Source organism: Nocardioides sp. (genome assembly GCF_029937575.1).
Lineage (GTDB): Bacteria > Actinomycetota > Actinomycetes > Propionibacteriales > Nocardioidaceae > Nocardioides.
This window is the reverse complement of the sequence record NZ_JAPYPS010000076.1, coordinates 1-18,472: the sequence shown is the minus strand read 5'-3', so window position 1 is coordinate 18,472 and position 18,472 is coordinate 1. Positions and strand designations below refer to the sequence as shown.

At 70.3% G+C, this 18,472-nt stretch carries 18 protein-coding genes and 2 pseudogenes; 13 read left to right on the top strand and 7 right to left on the bottom strand.

Annotation, left to right across the window (positions count from 1 at the left end; genetic code table 11):
• Positions 1 to 272, top strand: a pseudogene (locus Q1K33_RS18245) (hypothetical protein); the annotation flags it as partial.
• A gap of 546 nt (positions 273 to 818) precedes the next feature.
• Here the strand turns inward: Q1K33_RS18245 and Q1K33_RS18240 are convergent.
• Both Q1K33_RS18240 and gcvT read right to left on the bottom strand, forming a co-directional pair.
• Positions 819 to 1,076 (bottom strand): hypothetical protein, encoded by a 258-nt coding sequence (locus tag Q1K33_RS18240; protein ID WP_300406167.1) that lies wholly within the window; start codon positions 1,074 to 1,076, stop codon positions 819 to 821.
• 7 nt (positions 1,077 to 1,083) lie between these two features.
• Positions 1,084 to 2,208 carry a glycine cleavage system aminomethyltransferase GcvT gene (gene gcvT / locus Q1K33_RS18235; protein ID WP_300406166.1) on the bottom strand — a complete coding sequence of 375 codons (1,125 nt, stop codon included), beginning with the start codon at positions 2,206 to 2,208 and terminating at the stop codon, positions 1,084 to 1,086.
• 85 nt (positions 2,209 to 2,293) lie between these two features.
• Here gcvT and Q1K33_RS18230 point away from each other — a divergent pair, with 85 nt between their 5' ends.
• On the top strand, positions 2,294 to 3,787 hold the full coding sequence (locus Q1K33_RS18230) for a leucyl aminopeptidase (protein ID WP_300406165.1): 1,494 nt from the start codon (positions 2,294 to 2,296) through the stop codon (positions 3,785 to 3,787).
• Between the two features lie 49 nt (positions 3,788 to 3,836).
• Here Q1K33_RS18230 and Q1K33_RS18225 read toward each other — a convergent pair whose 3' ends face one another.
• Positions 3,837 to 4,217, bottom strand: a complete 381-nt coding sequence (locus tag Q1K33_RS18225; protein ID WP_300406164.1) for a hypothetical protein — start codon at positions 4,215 to 4,217, stop codon at positions 3,837 to 3,839.
• A gap of 183 nt (positions 4,218 to 4,400) precedes the next feature.
• Between Q1K33_RS18225 and lpdA the strand changes: the two genes are divergently transcribed.
• The 3 genes from lpdA to Q1K33_RS18210 are packed head-to-tail and all read left to right on the top strand — an operon-like array spanning position 4,401 to position 8,582.
• A complete protein-coding gene (gene lpdA, locus Q1K33_RS18220; RefSeq protein WP_300406163.1) occupies positions 4,401 to 5,780 on the top strand; it encodes a dihydrolipoyl dehydrogenase in 1,380 nt (459 codons plus the stop codon).
• Positions 5,781 to 5,820: 40 nt separating this feature from the next.
• On the top strand, positions 5,821 to 7,632 hold the full coding sequence (gene sucB, locus Q1K33_RS18215) for a 2-oxoglutarate dehydrogenase, E2 component, dihydrolipoamide succinyltransferase (RefSeq protein WP_300406162.1): 1,812 nt from the start codon (positions 5,821 to 5,823) through the stop codon (positions 7,630 to 7,632).
• A 50-nt stretch (positions 7,633 to 7,682) separates the two neighbouring features.
• A complete protein-coding gene (locus tag Q1K33_RS18210; RefSeq protein ID WP_300406161.1) occupies positions 7,683 to 8,582 on the top strand; it encodes a TIGR01777 family oxidoreductase in 900 nt (299 codons plus the stop codon).
• Here Q1K33_RS18210 and Q1K33_RS18205 read toward each other — a convergent pair.
• Entirely contained in the window at positions 8,572 to 9,657 is a 1,086-nt protein-coding gene (locus Q1K33_RS18205) for a PQQ-dependent sugar dehydrogenase (RefSeq protein WP_300406160.1), read from the bottom strand. The genes Q1K33_RS18210 and Q1K33_RS18205 overlap by 11 nt on opposite strands.
• A 26-nt stretch (positions 9,658 to 9,683) precedes the next feature.
• Positions 9,684 to 10,280: a hypothetical protein gene (locus Q1K33_RS18200; RefSeq protein ID WP_300406159.1), complete on the bottom strand. Its 597-nt coding sequence runs from the start codon at positions 10,278 to 10,280 to the stop codon at positions 9,684 to 9,686.
• Positions 10,281 to 10,349: 69 nt separating this feature from the next.
• On the opposite strand from Q1K33_RS18200, the gene Q1K33_RS18195 reads away from it, so the two are divergent.
• The 7 genes and pseudogenes from Q1K33_RS18195 (at position 10,350) to Q1K33_RS18165 (ending at position 15,319) form a co-directional block, all read left to right on the top strand.
• Entirely contained in the window at positions 10,350 to 11,231 is an 882-nt protein-coding gene (locus Q1K33_RS18195) for an alpha/beta hydrolase-fold protein (RefSeq protein WP_300406170.1), read from the top strand.
• A gap of 55 nt (positions 11,232 to 11,286) precedes the next feature.
• On the top strand, positions 11,287 to 12,030 hold the full coding sequence (gene lipB / locus Q1K33_RS18190) for a lipoyl(octanoyl) transferase LipB (protein ID WP_300406169.1): 744 nt from the start codon (positions 11,287 to 11,289) through the stop codon (positions 12,028 to 12,030).
• Between the two features lie 12 nt (positions 12,031 to 12,042).
• Positions 12,043 to 12,503, top strand: a pseudogene (locus Q1K33_RS18185) (ATP-binding cassette domain-containing protein); the annotation flags it as partial.
• A 187-nt stretch (positions 12,504 to 12,690) separates the two neighbouring features.
• Positions 12,691 to 12,828, top strand: a complete 138-nt coding sequence (locus Q1K33_RS18180) for a hypothetical protein (RefSeq protein ID WP_300406171.1) — start codon at positions 12,691 to 12,693, stop codon at positions 12,826 to 12,828.
• A 12-nt stretch (positions 12,829 to 12,840) separates the two neighbouring features.
• Positions 12,841 to 13,464, top strand: coding sequence for a hypothetical protein (locus tag Q1K33_RS18175; protein ID WP_300406158.1), 624 nt, complete (start codon positions 12,841 to 12,843; stop codon positions 13,462 to 13,464).
• A gap of 125 nt (positions 13,465 to 13,589) precedes the next feature.
• Positions 13,590 to 14,498, top strand: a complete 909-nt coding sequence (gene lipA / locus Q1K33_RS18170) for a lipoyl synthase (protein WP_300406168.1) — start codon at positions 13,590 to 13,592, stop codon at positions 14,496 to 14,498.
• Positions 14,499 to 14,563: 65 nt separating this feature from the next.
• The gene (locus Q1K33_RS18165) at positions 14,564 to 15,319 is read left to right on the top strand and encodes a DUF4191 domain-containing protein (RefSeq protein ID WP_300406157.1); all 756 of its coding nucleotides are present in this window, start codon (positions 14,564 to 14,566) and stop codon (positions 15,317 to 15,319) included.
• A 10-nt stretch (positions 15,320 to 15,329) separates the two neighbouring features.
• On the opposite strand, the gene Q1K33_RS18160 is transcribed toward Q1K33_RS18165, so the two are convergent.
• Positions 15,330 to 16,175 carry a hypothetical protein gene (locus Q1K33_RS18160; RefSeq protein WP_300406156.1) on the bottom strand — a complete coding sequence of 282 codons (846 nt, stop codon included), beginning with the start codon at positions 16,173 to 16,175 and terminating at the stop codon, positions 15,330 to 15,332.
• Complete coding sequence (locus Q1K33_RS18155) at positions 16,172 to 16,591, bottom strand: RDD family protein (protein ID WP_300406155.1); 420 nt, start codon at positions 16,589 to 16,591, stop codon at positions 16,172 to 16,174. The genes Q1K33_RS18160 and Q1K33_RS18155 overlap by 4 nt, the downstream gene beginning before the upstream one ends.
• Before the next feature lie 188 nt (positions 16,592 to 16,779).
• On the opposite strand from Q1K33_RS18155, the gene glnA reads away from it, so the two are divergent.
• Positions 16,780 to 18,201, top strand: coding sequence for a type I glutamate--ammonia ligase (gene glnA / locus Q1K33_RS18150; RefSeq protein ID WP_300406154.1), 1,422 nt, complete (start codon positions 16,780 to 16,782; stop codon positions 18,199 to 18,201).
• The last annotated feature ends 271 nt before the right edge of the window (positions 18,202 to 18,472 follow it).

Genomic DNA, 18,472 nt, shown 5'->3' with positions numbered 1-18,472 from the left:
TCGCCGCCACGCTGGGCATGTCATCCGATGCCGGGTGCCACTTCGTCGGCAAGACCCTCGAGCTGCGCTACCGCCTGCGCCGCACCTGGGAACGCGTCGTAGCCCTGCAGGTACCGAAGTGGAAAGCGTTCCGTCTCGCCGAGCTCACCATGAACCTCACCTACGAGGCCGCCACCTACATCGACCAGATGCTCGCCCCCGTCCTGCACTCCTGCACCTACGCCCAGATCGATCACGGCCGAGCTCGCGAGGGCGTGATCATTGGTGGTTGAGCAGCGACCGCGGGTGAGGAACGAACCCGCGACGGAGCGTGTCGAAACCCGGCGACACGACCGCCGACGACGACTCACCGGGCTTCGTCGACGCTCGCTGGCGCTCGCTGCTCAGCCTCCGCCGGCGGGAAGACCACCACGTCCAACCTCGCACTGCTCTGCCGACGACACCACCGCACCAAGACCTTCTCCCCCTGGACCTACGAGACACCCCAACCAGGCGTCTACGACTGGACCAGCCCCACCGGCACCCACTTCCGCATCACCCGCAGCCGACGCCACGGCCGGATGCCCATCACCACCCAGATCCACCAGGTCCCACCCGACTCCGAGCCCTGAACACCCCGCCCCGCCACCCCGCCGACACCGGCGGGGCCATCGGCACGTCCACACACCTCAGGACACGTCACTGCGCCAGGGTCGGGCCCACTGGCGCACCGCCCAGCCGCACGACCACGAAGCCCACACCAGCGGGACCGACCGCACCCGGGCGTGGTCGGCCGACACCTGGTCGGCAGGACGTGCCGACCGCGAGGGAACCCGCGATCAGGCGTGCAGCGACATCGGTCCGTAGACGCGTCGCTCGTGCTCGAACAAGACCACCTGGTCCACCCCGGCAGCGGCCAGATCGGCCCAGATCTCGCCCACCCACGACTCGGCGTCGGCCTGGTTGGTGAAGCGCTGCCCCTCGAGGTCTCCGGAGACGGGCACCTCGTCTCCGGCGGCGTTCTCGAGGCGCCAGGACCACGGGCGCTCCGCAGCGCTCGGGCGTCGGAAGGTGGGCGGCTGGTCGGGGAGGTTCATGCGTGCCTCACTGCTCGCGGACGGAGGTGTCGACGAAGGGGAGCTTGACCTGCTGGAACGCCTCACGACGGCCTCGCACGTCGACGCCCAGCTCGGCCTCCGGGTCGATCCCGGCGCTGACCAGGGCCAGAGCCACGCCCTGCTTGAGCGTCGGGGAGAAGGTGCCGGAGGTGATCTCGCCGATCAGCACGTCCGGGGTGAGGCTGACGCCCATGTGCGGGCGCGGGATCCCGCGCCCGGTCGCCTTCAACGCGATCAGTCGCCGTCGAGGTCCCTGCTCCCTCTCCTCGAGCAGCACGTCCCGACCCCAGAACGCCTCCTTGGACCAGCCGACCGCCCACCCGAGGCGCGCCTCGTTGGGGGTGACGTCGAGGGAGATGTCCTGGCCGTGGAGGGGGTAGCCCATCTCGGTGCGCAGCGTGTCGCGCGCTCCCAGCCCGCAGGCGGCGATCCCGAAGGACTGTCCGGCAGCCATCAACGCGTCCCACAGAGCCGGCGCCGCGTCGTTCTCGATGATCAGCTCGTAGCCGCGCTCACCGGTGTAGCCCGTGCGGCAGACCACGACACCGACGCCCTCGGCGCCGTCGAAGCCGCTCTCGACGAAGGACATGTAGCCGTGGCCGGCGGGGAGTCCGACCGCCTGAAGCACCTCGTCGGACGAGGTGCCCTGGAGTGCCAGCACGGCGTAGTCGCGGTGCTGGTCGATCACCGAGATGCCCTCGGGCGCTCCCTCGGTCAGGCGCCTCACCACCTCGGCGGTGTTGGCCGCGTTGGGGACCAGCAGCACGTGGTCGTCGTCCTGGTAGTAGGCGATGAGGTCATCGACGACACCGCCGGTCGCGTCGTCGCAGCACAGCGTGTACTGGGCGCGGCCCGGGCCGATCTTGGCGAGGTCGTTGCTCAGCGTGGCATTGACGTACGCCGCCGCACCCGGGCCGCTGACCGTTGCCTTGCCGAGGTGGCTGACGTCGAAGAGGCCAACGGCCGTCCGGACGGCCGTGTGCTCCTTGACCACGCCGCCGCGCTCGCCGGCGTACTCCAGAGGCATCGACCAACCACCGAACTCGGCGAACTTCGCGCCGAGCGCCTCGTGGCGCTCGTGCAGCGGGGAGCGGAGCAACTCGTCAGCCATGACGCGAACCTATCGCAGCCCGACACCCCACCACGGGGGACCGTGTGGAGCGCTGGGCTCACGGGTCCTGACCTATCCTGCCCCGGTGACGTCTTACTCACTGCGCAACGCCAGTCCTGCCAAGTCCCGTGCCGATGCCGTGGTCGTGGGGGTGGTGACGGGCTCCTCGGGGCCCGCGATCGCGCCGGGCGGACAGGACGTCGCCAAGGCCTACGGCCGCAAGCTCGGGCCGCTCCTGTCGGCCCTGGGTGTCACCGGCAAGTCGGGAGAAACGGTCAAGGTCCCGACGTCGGGGGCGATCAGCTCCCCCATGCTCGTGCTCGTCGGCCTCGGCAACGACCCCGACCACCTCGCCGTACGCCGTGCGGCCGGCAACGCCGCGCGCAGCGTCACCAACGCGGCCTCCGTCGCGGTCGCACTGCCCGCCGACACCCCCGAGCTGGTCCGGGCCGCCACCGAGGGCTACGCGCTGGGCTCCTACAGCTTCACGACCTACAAGGCCTCCGGCCCCAGCAAGTCCCCGGGCGAGGTCGTCGTGCTCAGCCCGGTGGCGCGCAAGAAGGACGCCATCGCCGCCTTCGAGGAGGGCAAGGTCATCGCCGGTGCCGTCGCCCGCACCCGTGACTTCGTCAACACCCCGCCCAATGACCTGCGCCCCCCGGGCTTCGCCGACGCGATCGCCGAGATCGTCAAGGAGCGCGGACGCGGTGGCAAGGTCACGATCCAGGTCCTCGACGAGACCCAGCTCGCCGAGCTCGGCTGCGGGGGTCTCCTCGGGGTCGGCTCCGCCTCCGACGCTCCCCCGCGCCTGGTCACGCTGACCTACACACCCAAGGGCGCCAAGCGACACCTCGCCCTGGTCGGCAAGGGCATCACCTTCGACTCGGGCGGGCTCAGCATCAAGCCCGCCGCGAGCATGCACGAGATGAAGTCCGACATGGCGGGCGCCGCGGCGGTCGTCAACGCGACCTTCGCGATCGCCGACCTCGGGCTGCCCGTCCAGGTCACGACGTACGCCGCGCTCGCCGAGAACATGCTCGGCGGCTCGGCGATGCGTCCGGGCGACGTCATCACCATCCACGGCGGGACGACCGTGGAGGTCCTCAACACCGACGCCGAGGGTCGGCTGGTCCTCGCCGACGCCCTGGTGATGGCGACCGAGCAGAAGCCCGACGCGATCCTCGACGTCGCCACGTTGACCGGGGCGATGGTCGTGGCGCTGGGCGACAAGATCTCGGGCGTGATGGGCGGCGACGACGTCGTCGCCGACGTGCTGTCCGCCTCGGCGACGGCCGGCGAGGACTTCTGGCCGATGCCCATCCCCGAGCAGATGTCGGAGCGGATCCACACCACGAAGATCGCCGACCTGTCCCAGCACGACTGGATCCGCTGGGGAGGTGGGCTCTTCGCAGCAGCGTTCCTGCGGGAGTTCACCGCTGGCCTGCCGTGGGCGCACCTCGACATCGCCGGGCCGTCGTTCAACTCCGGCGGACCGGCCGGTCACGTCAGCAGCGGCGGCACCGGCGTCGCGGTCTCGACCCTGGTCGAGTTCGCCCGCGCGTTCGCCGACGACAAGTAGCGCACCGGGCAGCGCCAGGTGGCGCAGCGCGCGGCGGGGCCGCCGTCGGCTACTGGAGTCCCTGCTGGCGGCGCTGCTGCTTGATCCGCGAGTTGTACTCCCGCATCCGCTGCGGGATGCCCACCAGCCCGGCGTCGTAGGACGGCACCTGGTGCTTGTTGCAGAAGTCGTGCGCCCAGTTGATCGACGGCACGCGGCGCCGCGTCCACTCTCCGTCGAAGGCGACCAGGAGCAGGGTCACCTCGCTGACGGCGGTGCGCGGCTCGACGAACCCCTCGACGCCGCGCTTGGAGTCGACGAACTCGCGCAGGTGCTGCTCGTCGACCTTGTCCGCGGCGCGCACGCGCGTCGATCCGGTGCGGGCAGCGTCGCGAGACGGCCCACTCATCTTGGTGCGTGAGCCGCGGCGGAAGCGGTCGAGGAAACCCATGGGCCCCAGTCTGCCCGGTCCCTGCACACGATGTCGCCAGAACCCCCTGCAGCGATCCACGACACGACGGCGACCCGGTGTCGGCGGGGCTGCCGCGGTGCTGGGACGGGTTGGTGACCGGCGCCTGTCGTCCGATGTGACAGGTAGTGCAAGGATGGGTCGTCCACTCACGGAAGGACCAAGGTGGCCGAGACCGACTTCGACGTACTCATCCTCGGTGCGGGCTCCGGTGGCTATGCCTGCGCCCTGCGCGCAGCACAGCTCGGGCTCCGTGTCGGGCTCGTCGAGAAGGGCAAGCTGGGCGGCACCTGCCTGCACGTCGGCTGCATCCCCACCAAGGCGCTGCTGCACGCCGCCGAGGTCGCCGACAACACCCGTGAGTCCGAGCAGTTCGGAGTCAGGGCGAGCTTCGAGGGCATCGACATGCCCGGCGTCAACAGCTACAAGGACGGCGTCGTCTCTCGCCTCCACAAGGGCCTGGCCGGCCTGATCAAGGGCCGCGGCATCACCGTCATCGAGGGTGCCGGCACGGTCACCGGCCCCGGCGAGGTCCGCGTCGGCGACACGACGTACGCCGGCCGGCACCTGGTGCTGGCCTCCGGGTCCTACGCCAAGTCCCTGCCCGGCCTCGAGATCGACGGCAAGCGCGTGATCACCTCCGAGCATGCCCTGCGGCTCGAGGAGGTCCCGGCATCGGTGATCGTGCTCGGTGGCGGCGTCATCGGGTGCGAGTTCGCCAGCGTCTGGCGCAGCTTCGGCGCCGAGGTCACGATCGTGGAGGCGCTCCCGCGCCTGGTCGCCGCCGAGGACGAGGCGTCGTCCAAGGCCCTCGAGCGAGCCTTCCGCAAGCGCAAGATCGCCTTCCGCACGGCCAGCCCGTTCAAGGAGGTCGCAACCACCGACGAGGGCGTCGCGGTGACGCTCCAGTCGGGCGACGTCCTCCAGGCCGACCTGCTGCTCGTCGCGGTCGGCCGCGGTCCCTCGACCGCCGACCTCGGCTACGAGGAGATCGGTGTCGAGATGGAGCGCGGCTTCGTCCTGGCCGACGAGCGCTGCCGCACCAACGTCGAGGGCGTGTACGCCGTCGGCGACATCGTGCCCGGTCTCCAGCTGGCGCACCGCGGGTTCCAGCAGGGCATCTTCGTCGCCGAGGACATTGCCGGCCTCGACCCGCAACCGATCGACGAGACCGGGATCCCCCGCGTCACCTACTCCCAGCCCGAGATCGCCTCCGTCGGGCTGGACGAGGCGGCAGCCGCCGAGGCCTACGGGACCGAGGGGATCGAGACCCTGACCTACGACCTCGGCGGCAACGGCAAGAGCCAGATCCTCAAGACCCAGGGCTTCGTCAAGCTGATCCGACGCACCGACGGACCGGTGATCGGCGTCCACCTCGTCGGCGACCGCGTCGGCGAGCTGATCGGCGAGGCTCAGCTGATCTACAACTGGGAGGCGCACGCCGACGACGTCGCCCCTCTGGTGCACGCCCACCCCACCCAGAACGAGGCGCTGGGCGAGGCACACCTCGCCCTCGCCGGCAAAGCGCTCCACGCCCACTCCTGACCAGCCAGCCCCATCACGAGACGAAGGAACTCCTAGACCCATGGCAGAAGAAGTCACCCTCCCGGCGCTCGGCGAATCCGTCACCGAGGGCACCGTCACCCGCTGGCTCAAGCAGGTGGGTGACTCTGTCGCCGTCGACGAGCCGCTCCTCGAGGTCTCCACCGACAAGGTCGACACCGAGATCCCCTCGCCCGTCGCCGGCACGCTCCTCGAGATCAAGGCCGAGGAGGACGAGACCGTCGAGGTCGGCGCCGTCCTGGCCACGATCGGCGACGAGAGCGAGTCCAGCGACGACGCCGACGGCTCTGCCGAGCCCGAGGCCGAGCCGAAGGACGAGGAGGAGGCAGAGAAGAAGGCCGAGCAGGAGGAGGAGCACGTCGAGGAGACCGGCGAGCTCCCCGAGGGCGACGAGACCCCCGAGAAGGAGAAGCCCGCGGCGGCCTCCGGCGGGTCCGGTGGCGGTGGTGGATCCGGTACGCCGGTCACGCTCCCGGCGCTCGGTGAGTCCGTCACCGAGGGCACCGTGACGCGCTGGCTCAAGTCCGTGGGCGACGACGTCGCCGTCGACGAGCCGCTCCTGGAGGTCTCGACCGACAAGGTCGACACCGAGATCCCCTCGCCCGTCGCCGGCACCCTGCTCGAGATCAAGGCCGAGGAGGACGAGACCGTCGAGGTCGGCGCCGAGCTGGCCGTCATCGGCGACGGTGCAGCAGCGCCGTCGGAGCCCGAACCGGAGCCCGAGCCGGAGCCCGAGCCCGAGCCGGAGCCGGAGCCGGAGAAGAAGCCCGAGCCGGAGAAGAAGCCCGAGCCCGCACCCGAGAAGAAGCCCGAGTCGAAGCCGGAATCCGAGAAGAAGCCCGCACCCGCACCCGAGAAGCCTGCGGCACCTGCGGCGTCGGGCTCGTCGGGAGACTCCGACTCCGGCGGCTACGTCACTCCCCTGGTGCGCAAGCTCGCCAACCAGCACAACGTGGACCTGTCCTCGGTCTCCGGCTCCGGGGTCGGCGGCCGGATCCGCAAGCAGGACGTGCTCGACGCCGCCAAGGCCAAGGAGGCCCCGGCCGCCGCCGCGACCGCGCCTTCGACTCCAGCAGCCGGCTCGTCCGGCTCCGGGTCGGCGCCCTCCGTCACCCCGTCGCCCCTGCGCGGGACGACCGAGAAGATCAGCCGGCTCCGCAAGATCATCGCCGAGCGGATGGTCGACTCGTTGCAGACCGGCGCCCAGCTCACCCAGGTGGTCGAGGTCGACGTCACCAACGTGGCCCGACTCCGCGACGCGACCAAGGCCGACTTCCTCGCCCGCGAGGGGGTGAAGCTGTCCTACCTGCCGTTCTTCGCCAAGGCGGCGGTCGACGCGCTCAAGGAGCACCCCAAGCTCAACGCCACGATCGACACCGACGCCGGTGAGATCACCTACTACGACGTCGAGAACCTCGCCTTCGCGGTCGACACCGAGAAGGGTCTGATCACCCCGGTCGTCAAGGATGCCGGCGACCTCTCGATCGCCGGACTGGCCAAGAAGATCGCCGACGTCGCCGAGCGCACGCGCACCAACAAGATCGGTCCCGACGAGCTCGGCGGCGGCACGTTCACGATCACCAACCTCGGCAGCGTGGGCGCCTTGTGGGACACGCCCATCATCAACAAGCCGCAGGTCGGGATCCTGGGGCCGGGCGCCGTGGTCAAGCGACCGGTGGTGATCGACGATCCCAACCTGGGCGAGACGATCGCGGTGCGTCACATGGTCTACCTGGCCCTGACCTACGACCACCGGCTCGTCGACGGTGCCGACGCCGGTCGCTTCCTCCAGTCGATCAAGAAGCGCCTGGAGTCGGGCACCTTCGAGGTATAGCGCCTCAGGGGTGGTGAGGGACAACGGCCGACCTGCCTAGGCTGGCCGGCATGTCCCTCTCCATCCTCCTCGGCGGCGGCTCGGGTTTTCTCGGGTCCCACCTGCGCCGCGCCCTCATCGAGCGTGGCCACAGCGTCACGATCCTGACTCGTCGTCCCGCTGAGTCCTCCTCGGAGGTCGCGTGGGACCCGTACGGCGACGGTGTGCCGCAGCAGGCCGTCGACGCCGCCGACGTGGTGATCAACCTCGCCGGCTCCCCCACCCTCGGCAACCCGCACTCGAAGAAGTGGGCCCGCGAGCTGAGGGAGAGCCGCGTGACCACGACGCGCGTCCTGGCCGAGGCGATCGCCGCGGCGCCCCGCCCACCGGCGTACCTCGCCGGCAACGGCATCTCCTACTACGGCGACCACGGGTCGGCGGTCCTCACCGAGGTCTCGGACACCCGCGGTCACGCCTTGCTCACCGACGTCACGCGCGAGTGGCAGGCCGCGACCACCGCCGCGGACGAGGCCGGGGCCCGAGTGTGCATCCTGCGCACCTCACCCGTCATGGACCGCCGCTCCGCTCCGCTGCAGCAGCAGCGGCTGCAGTTCCTCGCGGGCGCCGGAGGCAGGATCGGGAACGGCGAGCAGTACATGCCGATGTCGTCGCTGCGGGACTGGATCGGCGCGGTCGCCCACCTCGCCGAGCACCCCACGGCCTCGGGTCCCTTCAACATCTGCCTGCCCGAGGCGCCGACCAACGCCGAGTTCACCCGGGCGCTGGCACGCGCCGTACGGCGTCCTGCGTTCCTGCACGTCCCGGCTGCGGTGATCAGGGTCGCGGCGGGCGAGATGGCGCCCGAGCTGCTGGGCTCGGTCAACGTCCGTCCGGCGGCGCTGCTCGAGTCGGGCTACGAGTTCCTCGACACCGACGTGGCGGAGATGCTGACGAGCGCCCTCAGCGCGTGAGCGTCAGGATCCGGTCGTCGTCGGAGGCGGGCTCTCCTCGCCCGTCGGTGTTGGACGTGGCCAGCCACAGGGCGTCGCCACCGGTCGCGACGACCACGTTGCGCAGTCGGCCGTGGTCCCCCGCGAGGTGCGGCACCGGGTCCTGGGCAGAGCCGGTGTCGACGGGGATCTCCCACAGCGTCTGGCCCCGAAGCGCGGCCATCCACAGCGAGCCGTCCCAGTAGGTGATCCCGGACGGCGAGGCGTCCTCGGTACGCCAGACCGCCACGGGGTCGACGTACTCGTCCCCTCCACCGGTGCCCTCGACCTCCGGCCACCCGTAGTTGGACCCGGCCTCCACGAGGTTGACCTCGTCCCACGTGTTCTGCCCGAACTCCGAGGCCCACAGACGACCGTCGCCGTCGAAGGTGAGGCCTTCCACGTTGCGGTGTCCGTAGCTGTAGACGGCGGTCCCGAAGGGGTTGTCGCTCGCCGGCGTGCCATCGAGGTCGTAGCGCAGCACCTTGCCGGACAGCGAGTCGCGGTCCTGGGCATCGCCGGGCGCTCCGTTGTCGCCCGTCGCCACGTAGAGGAGGCCGTCGGGCCCCAGAGCCAGGGCACCGCCCTGGTGGAAGGTCTCGCCGCCGGGGATGCCGTCGACGATCACGGTCGGCTCTCCCAGCGTCGCCCCGTCCCAGGACATGGCGACCACGCGACTGTCGTCGTCCGTCGTGAAGTAGGCGAACACGGTCGACTCGTCCCCGGTGGCCGCGAGGCCCAGCAGTCCCGACTCACCCTCGGCCCGGACGTCGATCGTCCGCACCTGGGTGGGCTCGGAGTCTCCGGCGCCGAGCAGCGAGATGGCGCCGGTGTTGCGGGAGCCGACGAGAAGCGAACCGTCGTCCAGGGGAAGCAGTCCCCAGGGGCTGTCGAGTCCGGTCGCGAGATCCACGGCCTCGATCGGGTCGGTCGCCTCGGTCTCGGCCGAGGCGGTGGTGGTCGAGGGGTTGGGCTGGTTGTCCGGGTCGTCGCTGCCGCACCCGGTCAGCGCGACGGCACCGAGCACGACGGCGAGCAGGGTGCGCAGGGCTCTCATCCGCACAGCCTCCCAGGCCTGGCCAACTACCCGGCTGCGCCACCGACGGCGCTGCGGACCGGGCGCACCGAGGCGACCCGCCAGCGCGACGTGACCTCGGGTCCACGGCGCAGGCCGAGCAGCCGCGTGCTCGGGCTGCCTCCCGGCGTCCTCGTCACCTCGCCGTCGATGCGGGCCACGACGAGCGCGAGCCGGTCGGTCACGCGCAGGACGAGGCGTCGAGGTGCCTCGCGCACGACGCTGACCTCGAGCACCTGAGGCTCGAGCGTGGTGACGTGGGCGCCGCGTGCGGTCCAGCGCTGCAGCAGGGCCACGTCTCGCCGCCCGGCCACGGCATCGCGGACGTAGAGCCGGCTCAGCGCCTCCTCGTCGGCGGCGATCCACGCGGCCTCGCGGCGCCGGTCCCACTCCCGCAGCACCTCGCGCGCCGTCGACGTGGGTGGCGCCGACGTCTCCGTCGACGTGCCGGGCGAGGCCGGTCGTGGTGACGACGCGGTGGCGGAGGCAGAGACCGGCGCGGGCTCGGTCACCGGCAGCAGCGTCCACGCGCACAGCACTGCCACCACGACGCCCGTGGTGACGAGGGCGACCAGCAGAGCGACGATCCAGGCGGGGATACGCATGGTCCAGGACTACCCCAGATCGTCCGATCTCCGTCGAGTCTCTCCACAGGGTGCGATCCTGGCCAGGTGATGCGCGGGGTGGGCGACGGGAGGATCGGCAGGCGCACCCTCCTCACGGCCGGCTTCGCAGGCGTCGCGGGAGTGGGTCTCGGCGTGGGCGCCGGACTCTCGCTCGACGCGCTGTCGCCCGCCGACGACGATCTCGTCGCCGTACGACCCGGTCCCGTCGTGCGCGACACGTTCGTCTCCGCCGCCCGCGGGGGCCTCGCCACCCGCTGGTCGCTGATCCGACCTCCCGACGTCGTGGGGCCGCTCCCCCTGGTCCTCGCCCTGCACGGGCACGGCGGCTCGACCGAGGCGTTGCTCGCCGAACCGTGGGACCTACCCGGAGCGCTGGCCCGGGCTGTCGCCGTCGACGGGGTCGCGCCCTTCGCCGTGGCGACGGTCAGCGGCGGCAAGACCTTCTGGCACGAGCGTCCGTGGGGCGAGGACGCGGGCGCGATGGTCATCGACGAGCTCCTCCCGATGCTCCTGGCCCGAGACGACGTCCTGATCGAGCCGATCGGGATGCTCGGCTGGTCGATGGGCGGGTACGGCGTCCTGCGGCTCGCAGGCCTGCTGGGCCCCAGCCGGGTGGCCGCAGTCGTCGCCAGCAGCCCGGGCCTCTACGACGACCCGGCGCTCGCCCACCCGAACGGCTTCGTCGACGAGGCCGAGTACGAGCGCTTCTCCGTCATGGACCGTCAACACGACCTCGCCGGGATCCCGGTGCGCGTGGACATCGGCACCGAGGACCCGTTCTACCCCGCCACCAGGACGTACGTCGACGGCTTCGCCTCGCAGGCCGACGTCGAGTCCCACTACAGCGAGGGAGGCCACGAGATCGGCTACACCCGGCGCGTGATGCCCGGCGAGCTCGCGTGGCTCGGGGAGCGAGTGGGCCGGGAGTAGGGTCGGGGTCGTGAGCGCTCAGCACCTGGCCCCGGCCGACGAGGTCTCCGACCCCCTGGCCGATCCCCCGGCCGAGCTCGTGGTCGACAGCGTCGGCCTCGGCGACCAGGCGCTCGACTACCTCGAGGCGTGGGAGCTCCAGCGCAGCGTGCACGCCGAGGTGGTCGCCGGCACGCGACCCCCGACGGTCCTGATGCTCGAGCACCCGGCCGTCTACACCGCCGGCAAGCGCACCGAGCCGCACGAGCGCCCGGTCGACCCCGGTGGCGCCGCCGTCGTCGACGTCGACCGGGGCGGGAAGATCACCTTCCACGGGCCAGGTCAGCTGGTCGGCTACCCGATCGTGCGACTGCCCGACCACGTCAAGGTCGTCGACTACGTACGGCGCGTCGAGGAGGCTCTGATCCAGGCGTGTGCCGACCTCGGCGTCACGACCGCCCGGGTCCCGGGACGAAGTGGCGTCTGGCTGCGGGCAGACCCGGTGAACGGTCGTCCCGAGCGCAAGGTCGCCGCCCTCGGCATCCGGGTCAGCCGGGGCGTGACCATGCACGGGTTCGCGATCAACTGCGACGTCGACCTCGCGTGGTACGACCGGTTCGTCCCGTGCGGCATCGCCGACGCGGGCGTCACCACGCTGAGCGAGGAGCTCGGCCGGGCGGTCACCGTGGGCGAGGTGCTGCCCGTCGTCGAGCGGCACCTGCGCTCCTACCTGGAGTGGACGCCGTACACCCCGACACCGGACTACGAGGCGCGGCCCGAGCCGGGGCGTGTCCCACGCATCGAGCTCATCAGGCCGTGATCCAATGCGCCCGTGAGTGATCTCTCGGGTGGAGACGCAGCGGGTCCGGTCATCGAGACCACCGGGCTGCGCAAGGAGTTCCGCGGACGACGCGGCGGTCTGCGCGTCGCCGTCGACGACCTCGACCTCGCGGTGCCCGCCGGTGGCGTGCACGGCTTCCTCGGCCCCAACGGGTCGGGCAAGACCACGACGATCCGGATGCTGCTCGGTCTGGCGCGCGCGACCAGCGGGGAGATGCGCCTGTTCGGGGAGTCCGTGCCGCGCCGACTGCCGGAGTTGATCGACCGCGTCGGTGCCGTGGTGGAGGCCCCGAAGTTCTCGCCCCACCTGTCCGGACGGCGCAACCTGATGCTGCTGGCCGGGATCATCGGCGTCCCCGCCACGCGTGTCGACGAGGCGTCGAGACCGTCGGCCTCACGGGCCGCGACGGCGATCGGTTCAAGGCCTACTCGCTGGGCATGAAGCAGCGCCTGGCCATCGCCGCCACACTGCTCAAGGGCCCTGACCTGCTCATCCTGGACGAGCCCACCAACGGCCTCGACCCGGGGGGCGGAGCGGGAGGCGGCGTCCTTCGCCGGCGACCGCTTCATCGAGCGCGACATCGAGCGCGACATCGAGCGGTGCGTCGACCGACCCAACCGCTATGGGGTCGCCCCCCAGGTGCGCGAGGACCCCGACGCGCTGCTGGCCGCGTGCGAGGACACCATGATCCCGAGCGCGGAGGACTTCCTCTACACCCAGTCGATCGACCTGCAGAATGAGCGTGAGGTCGGCTCCGGGCTCACCGTGGTCACCTAGCTCGGGGCACTGATGTTCGTCGCCGGTACGACGTTCGTCGGCCACGACTGGAGCACCGGGTCGATGAGCAATCAGCTGCTCTTCGAGCCTCGGCGCGCGCGGGTGTGGGCGGCCAAGGCGCTGGCCCTGGTCCTCGCGGCCGCCACGGTCAGCGTGGTCGTGCTGACGGCGTACTGGCTCGGGCTGTACGCCGTGGTCCGCGGGCGCGACCAGGCCGTACCGGACGGCACCCTGCTCGCCTGCCTGCAGCACGGCTGGCGTGGCGCCGGCATCGCCGCCGCGGCGGCGCTCGGCGGCTATGCGCTCACCATGCTCTCGCGCAGCACCGTCTTCTCGCTGGGGCTGCTGTTCGGCGTCTCCGTGGCGGGCGGGCTGCTGCTCGCCACCATCGGACCGCGTGACCCCGGCCCGGTCGACCCGACCATCAACGCTCAGGCGGTGATCGCGGACGGCACGACGTACTACGTCGAGCCACCAGACAAGTGCTACCGAGACAACTCCCTCTTCGACACCGATCCGGACTGCAGCGCCCAGGGCGCCCGCTCCCTGGGCGAGGGACTCGCGTACTACGGGGTGCTGCTCGGCGTCGTGGGTGCCGCGTCTGTCGGCTCGTTCCGTCGTCGCGACGTGCCGTAGCCGAGGTGCCGTGAGCCACGTTGGAGCGCCCTGTCGCCCGGCGTAGGGTTGAGGCCGTGACCACTTCCACTCCCGCCGGCTCACCCACCTCCGCTCCGGTCTCGCCCGTCCCCGAGGGACGCAAGCTGCTGCGCTTGGAGGTCCGCAACGCCGAGACGCCGATCGAGCGCAAGCCGGAGTGGATCAAGACCCGCGCGAAGATGGGGCCGGAGTACAACGAGCTGATGAAGCTCGTGAAGAGCGAGGGTCTGCACACCGTGTGCCAGGAGGCCGGCTGCCCGAACATCTTCGAGTGCTGGGAGGACCGGGAGGCGACCTTCCTCATCGGCGGGGAGCAGTGCACGCGGCGCTGCGACTTCTGCCAGATCGACACCGGCAAGCCGCTCCCCCTCGACCGTGACGAGCCGCGTCGGGTGGCTGAGTCGGTGCAGAAGATGGAGCTGCGCTACTCGACCATCACCGGTGTCGCGCGCGACGACCTCGAGGACGGCGGCGCGTGGCTGTACGCCGAGACCGTGCGCCAGATCCACCAGCTGAATCCCGACACCGGTGTCGAGAACCTCATCCCTGACTTCAACGGCAAGCCGGACCTGCTGCGTGAGGTCTTCGAGTCCCGTCCCGAGGTCCTGGCCCACAACGTCGAGACCGTGCCGCGGATCTTCAAGCGGATCCGCCCGGCGTTCCGCTACGAGCGCTCGCTCGACGTGATCACCCAGGCACGCGACTTCGGCCTGGTCACCAAGTCCAACCTGATCCTCGGCATGGGTGAGACCCGCGAGGAGGTCTCGCAGGCGTTGCAGGACCTGCACGACGCAGGCTGCGAGATCATCACGATCACCCAGTACCTGCGCCCCTCGTTGCGCCACCACCCCGTGGAGCGCTGGGTCAAGCCCGAGGAGTTCGTCGAGCTCAAGGACGAGGCCGACGCGATCGGCTTCTCCGGTGCCCTCTCCGGACCGCTGGTCCGTTCGTCGTACCGGGCCGGTCGGTTGTACCGTCAGGCGATGCAGGCGCGCCAGGGCGCGCCCGCCTGATCCACCGCCCGAGCTCCCAGCAGACCCAGCCCAGCAGACCCAGCAGATAGGCAGCACCCACGATCATGGCCAGCGAGCCGAAGATGTCCCGAGCGGCGAAGCGTGCCGCCAAGAAGGCCGAGACCGACCCGACGAAGATGAGCCGGCGACGTCAGATCGTCGAGACCTACCGGATGTCCAAGCAGGGCGATCCGAAGATCGGTCTCTGGATGGCCGCGATGTTCGTGGTCGGTGCGCTGGTCGGCGGAGCGATCTTCTACCTGATCCCCGCGGGGTCGGGCACCTTCAACCTGGTCATCTCGATCATCGGAGCAATCCTCTTCGGACTGCTCGCCATGATGATCACCTTCAGCCGTCGCGCCCAGCGCGCGGCGTTCGCCCGGCTCGAGGGCCAGCCCGGCGCAGGAGCGCGGGCGCTGTCGATGCTGCGGCGCGGGTGGAAGGTCGACGAGGTCGTCGGCTTCACCAAGCAGCAGGACATGGTCCACCGCGTGGTCGGGCCCCCTGGCATCGTCCTCGTCGGGGAGGGCAACCCCAACCGGCTCAAGGCGCTGATGATGAGCGAGCGACGCAAGCACGAGCGTGTCGCAGCAGACACCCCGATCCACGAGGTCATCGTCGGCAACGAGGAGGGTCAGGTCCGCCTGCCCAAGCTCACCCGCCACGTCCAGAAGCTCGGGCGTCAGGTCAAGCCCGCCGAGATCACCGACGTCCTCAACCGCTTGAAGGCCCTCGACGCCCAGCGCCCCAAGGTCCCGCTCCCCCGCGGCCCGGTGCCGACCAGCATGAAGGGCATGCGCGGCAACATGCGCGGCCGCTGAGCCGACTCGCTCAGCCGGCTGGCGGCACCTCGATCTGCACCCGCTCGCCCCAGGCCGAGTAGTCGACGACCGCGACCGTCTCGATCCCGCCGGTGTCGCGCTCCAGCTGCAGACGCACGGGGAGGTCGTCGGCGCCGACCGAGAACGTGACCCGGGCGGTCCCGGTGGCCTGGTCGGGCACGATCAGCGAGGGGCGCGGGAGGTCGTCGACGTCGAGATCGAACTCGTACGACGTCACGTCGACCCCGTCGATCGCTTCCGGACCACCGACCCCGACGTCCTGGGCTCCCTCGAGGGCCGCTCGGAGGTCGAGCAGCGGGTTCCACACGAGGAACGCCGGCACGACGCCGCCGGCGACCGAGGACACGCGGGGGTCGTCGGGGTCGACCGTCTCGAGACCCTGCGCCGTCCCGGCGTAGAACGTCCCCTGGACGCGCCGGAAGAGCACTTCGGGCTGGTCCGGGGTGATGACCAGGCTCGCGTCGAAGGCGTCGGTGTCGCCGTAGACGAACGCGGCCTCGATGTCCGGCGGCGGCGTCTGGTTGCCGATGGACACCCGCACGGTCTCGACCTGACCCGCCGCGGCCGAGACCAGCGCGACCAGTTCGTCGCCACTGGGGGCGTCACTCCCGTTGCTCCCGGTGCCCGGCGTGCGGCGCGGGCCGTCCGGGTCGGCGGGGGTCCCGCTCGCGGGGGGCTCGGGCAGCGTGACGTCCCCAGGAGCAGCCGTGCCGCCCTCGAGGTCGGTCAGCAGGTAGGACGTCGGCTCCTCGTCGCTCTGCCCCCCACAGCCGGCCAGGACCAGCGTGGCGGGCAGGACAGCAGCGAGCAGGGTGCGGCGCAGAGGATGGGTCACGAGCGGATCAACGACACGTAGGTGGCTTTGGTGACGGTCGCGGTGCCGGCGAACATGTCGTGCAGGCCGCGCCCGTCCGGGCGGAACACCAGCGGCGGGATCACGAGAGCGACCAGGACCTGCCTCGCCAGGAGCCGCACCGGGTTGATCGGGCGCCACACGCCACCAGCGGGCACGACCCGCAGCCCCGTGACGAGCTTGCCGAAGGAGCCGGCCAGCAGCCACGTGAAGACGGCTGCTTCCAGGACATAGGCGCCGAGGACGATGAAGCCGCTCGTGCCGCCCTGCTCGCCGTACTGCTCGGTCCCGATGATCGCGACGACCACCAGGGTGCACACCGCCCAGTCGACGATGAGCGCCAGCATCCGCCGACCCCACGAGGCGGTCTCGAACGCATCCTTCGTCGCAGGCTCCACGACTCCAGCCTAGAAGGCGCCCCCGTGGGCCGCGGTGCGGACCACCCGTTACGCGGTGGAAACAAAACAGATACCGTCAGGAAACGGCCCGTTCGTACTTTCGGGTCTCCTGGCGTACTTGTCTCGCCGGGGTCCACACCCGCGATCGTGACGGCCGAACACCGCTGAGTGCCGGCCAAGGAGGACGAATGTTCAGCAACAGCGAGGAACTCCTCGCCTACATCAAGGATGAGGGCGTCGAGATGGTCGACGTTCGCTTCTGCGACCTGCCCGGCATCATGCAGCACTTCACGGTGCCTGTGTCGTCGTTCGACCAGAGCGTCTTCGAGGACGGCCTGAACTTCGACGGTTCCTCCATCCGCGGGTTCCAGGCGATCAACGAGTCGGACATGTCGCTGTTCCCCGACGTGACCACGGCCTACATCGATCCCTTCCGCAAGTCCAAGACGCTCAACCTGAACTTCTTCATCCACGACCCGATCACGGGCGAGCCGTACTCCCGCGACCCGCGCAACATCGCGCGCAAGGCCCTGGCCTACCTCTCGACCACGGGCATCGCCGACACGGCATTCTTCGCCCCCGAGGCGGAGTTCTACATCTTCGACAGCGTGCGCTACTCCACCGATGTCAACCACGGCTTCTACCACATCGACTCGGTGGAGGGCTGGTGGAACTCGGGCAAGGAGGGTGAGGACAACCTCGGCTACAAGACCCGCCTCAAGGGCGGCTACTTCCCCGTCGAGCCCTACGACCACTACAGCGACCTGCGCGCCGACATGGTCAAGAACCTCGAGAAGTGCGGCCTGACCGTCGAGCGCGCCCACCACGAGGTCGGCACGGCCGGTCAGGCGGAGATCAACTACCGCTTCGACACGCTGCTCAAGGCCGCCGACGACGTGATGAAGTTCAAGTACCTCATCAAGAACACCGCCTGGGAGCAGGGCAAGTCGGTCACCTTCATGCCGAAGCCCATCTTCGGTGACAACGGCTCAGGCATGCACGTGCACCAGTCGCTGTGGGAGAACGGCGTCCCGCTGTTCTACGACGAGACCGGGTACGGCGGCCTGTCGGACATGGCGCGCTGGTACATCGGCGGCATCCTCAAGCACGCCCCGTCGCTGTTGGCCTTCACCAACCCGACGGTGAACTCCTACCACCGCCTGGTGCCGGGCTACGAGGCCCCGATCTCGCTGGTTTACTCCTCGCGCAACCGCTCTGCCTCCGTGCGGATCCCGATCACGGGCTCCAACCCGAAGGCCAAGCGCGTCGAGACCCGGTTCCCCGACCCGTCGGCGAACCCCTATCTCGCGTTCGCTGCGCTGATGCTCGCCGGCATCGACGGCATCCAGAAGAAGATCGAGCCCGCCGCTCCGATCGACAAGGACATCTACGAGCTCCCGCCGGACGAGATGGCCGAGATCGACCAGGTGCCGACCTCGCTCGACGCCGTCCTCGACGCCCTCGAGGCCGACCACGACTACCTGACGGCCGGCAACGTGTTCACTCCCGACCTGATCGAGACGTGGATCGCCTTCAAGCGCGAGCACGAGATCGCCCCCGTGGCGCTCCGCCCGCACCCGCACGAGTTCGAGCTGTACTACGACATCTGATTTGAGGGTTTTCACCCTCTTCCGTTAGTCGTCGAAAATGGCGTCTGACCTGCGGAAACGTCTTCCAACATCTCGCAGTGTCAGACGCCATTTTCCGTTGTCGTGCGTACCCAGTGCACCCCAAGTTTGGTTTCAACTACTTCGTGAGGGACGGTGTCCTAGGGGCATAGACCCCCAACGAGTTATCAGGGCCATCTCGCATGCTGGCCTCAAACCGGCTCTTCCGAATTGAGGGTGTAGATCCAGTGGGCGCGTCGGTGTCGAGATAGAC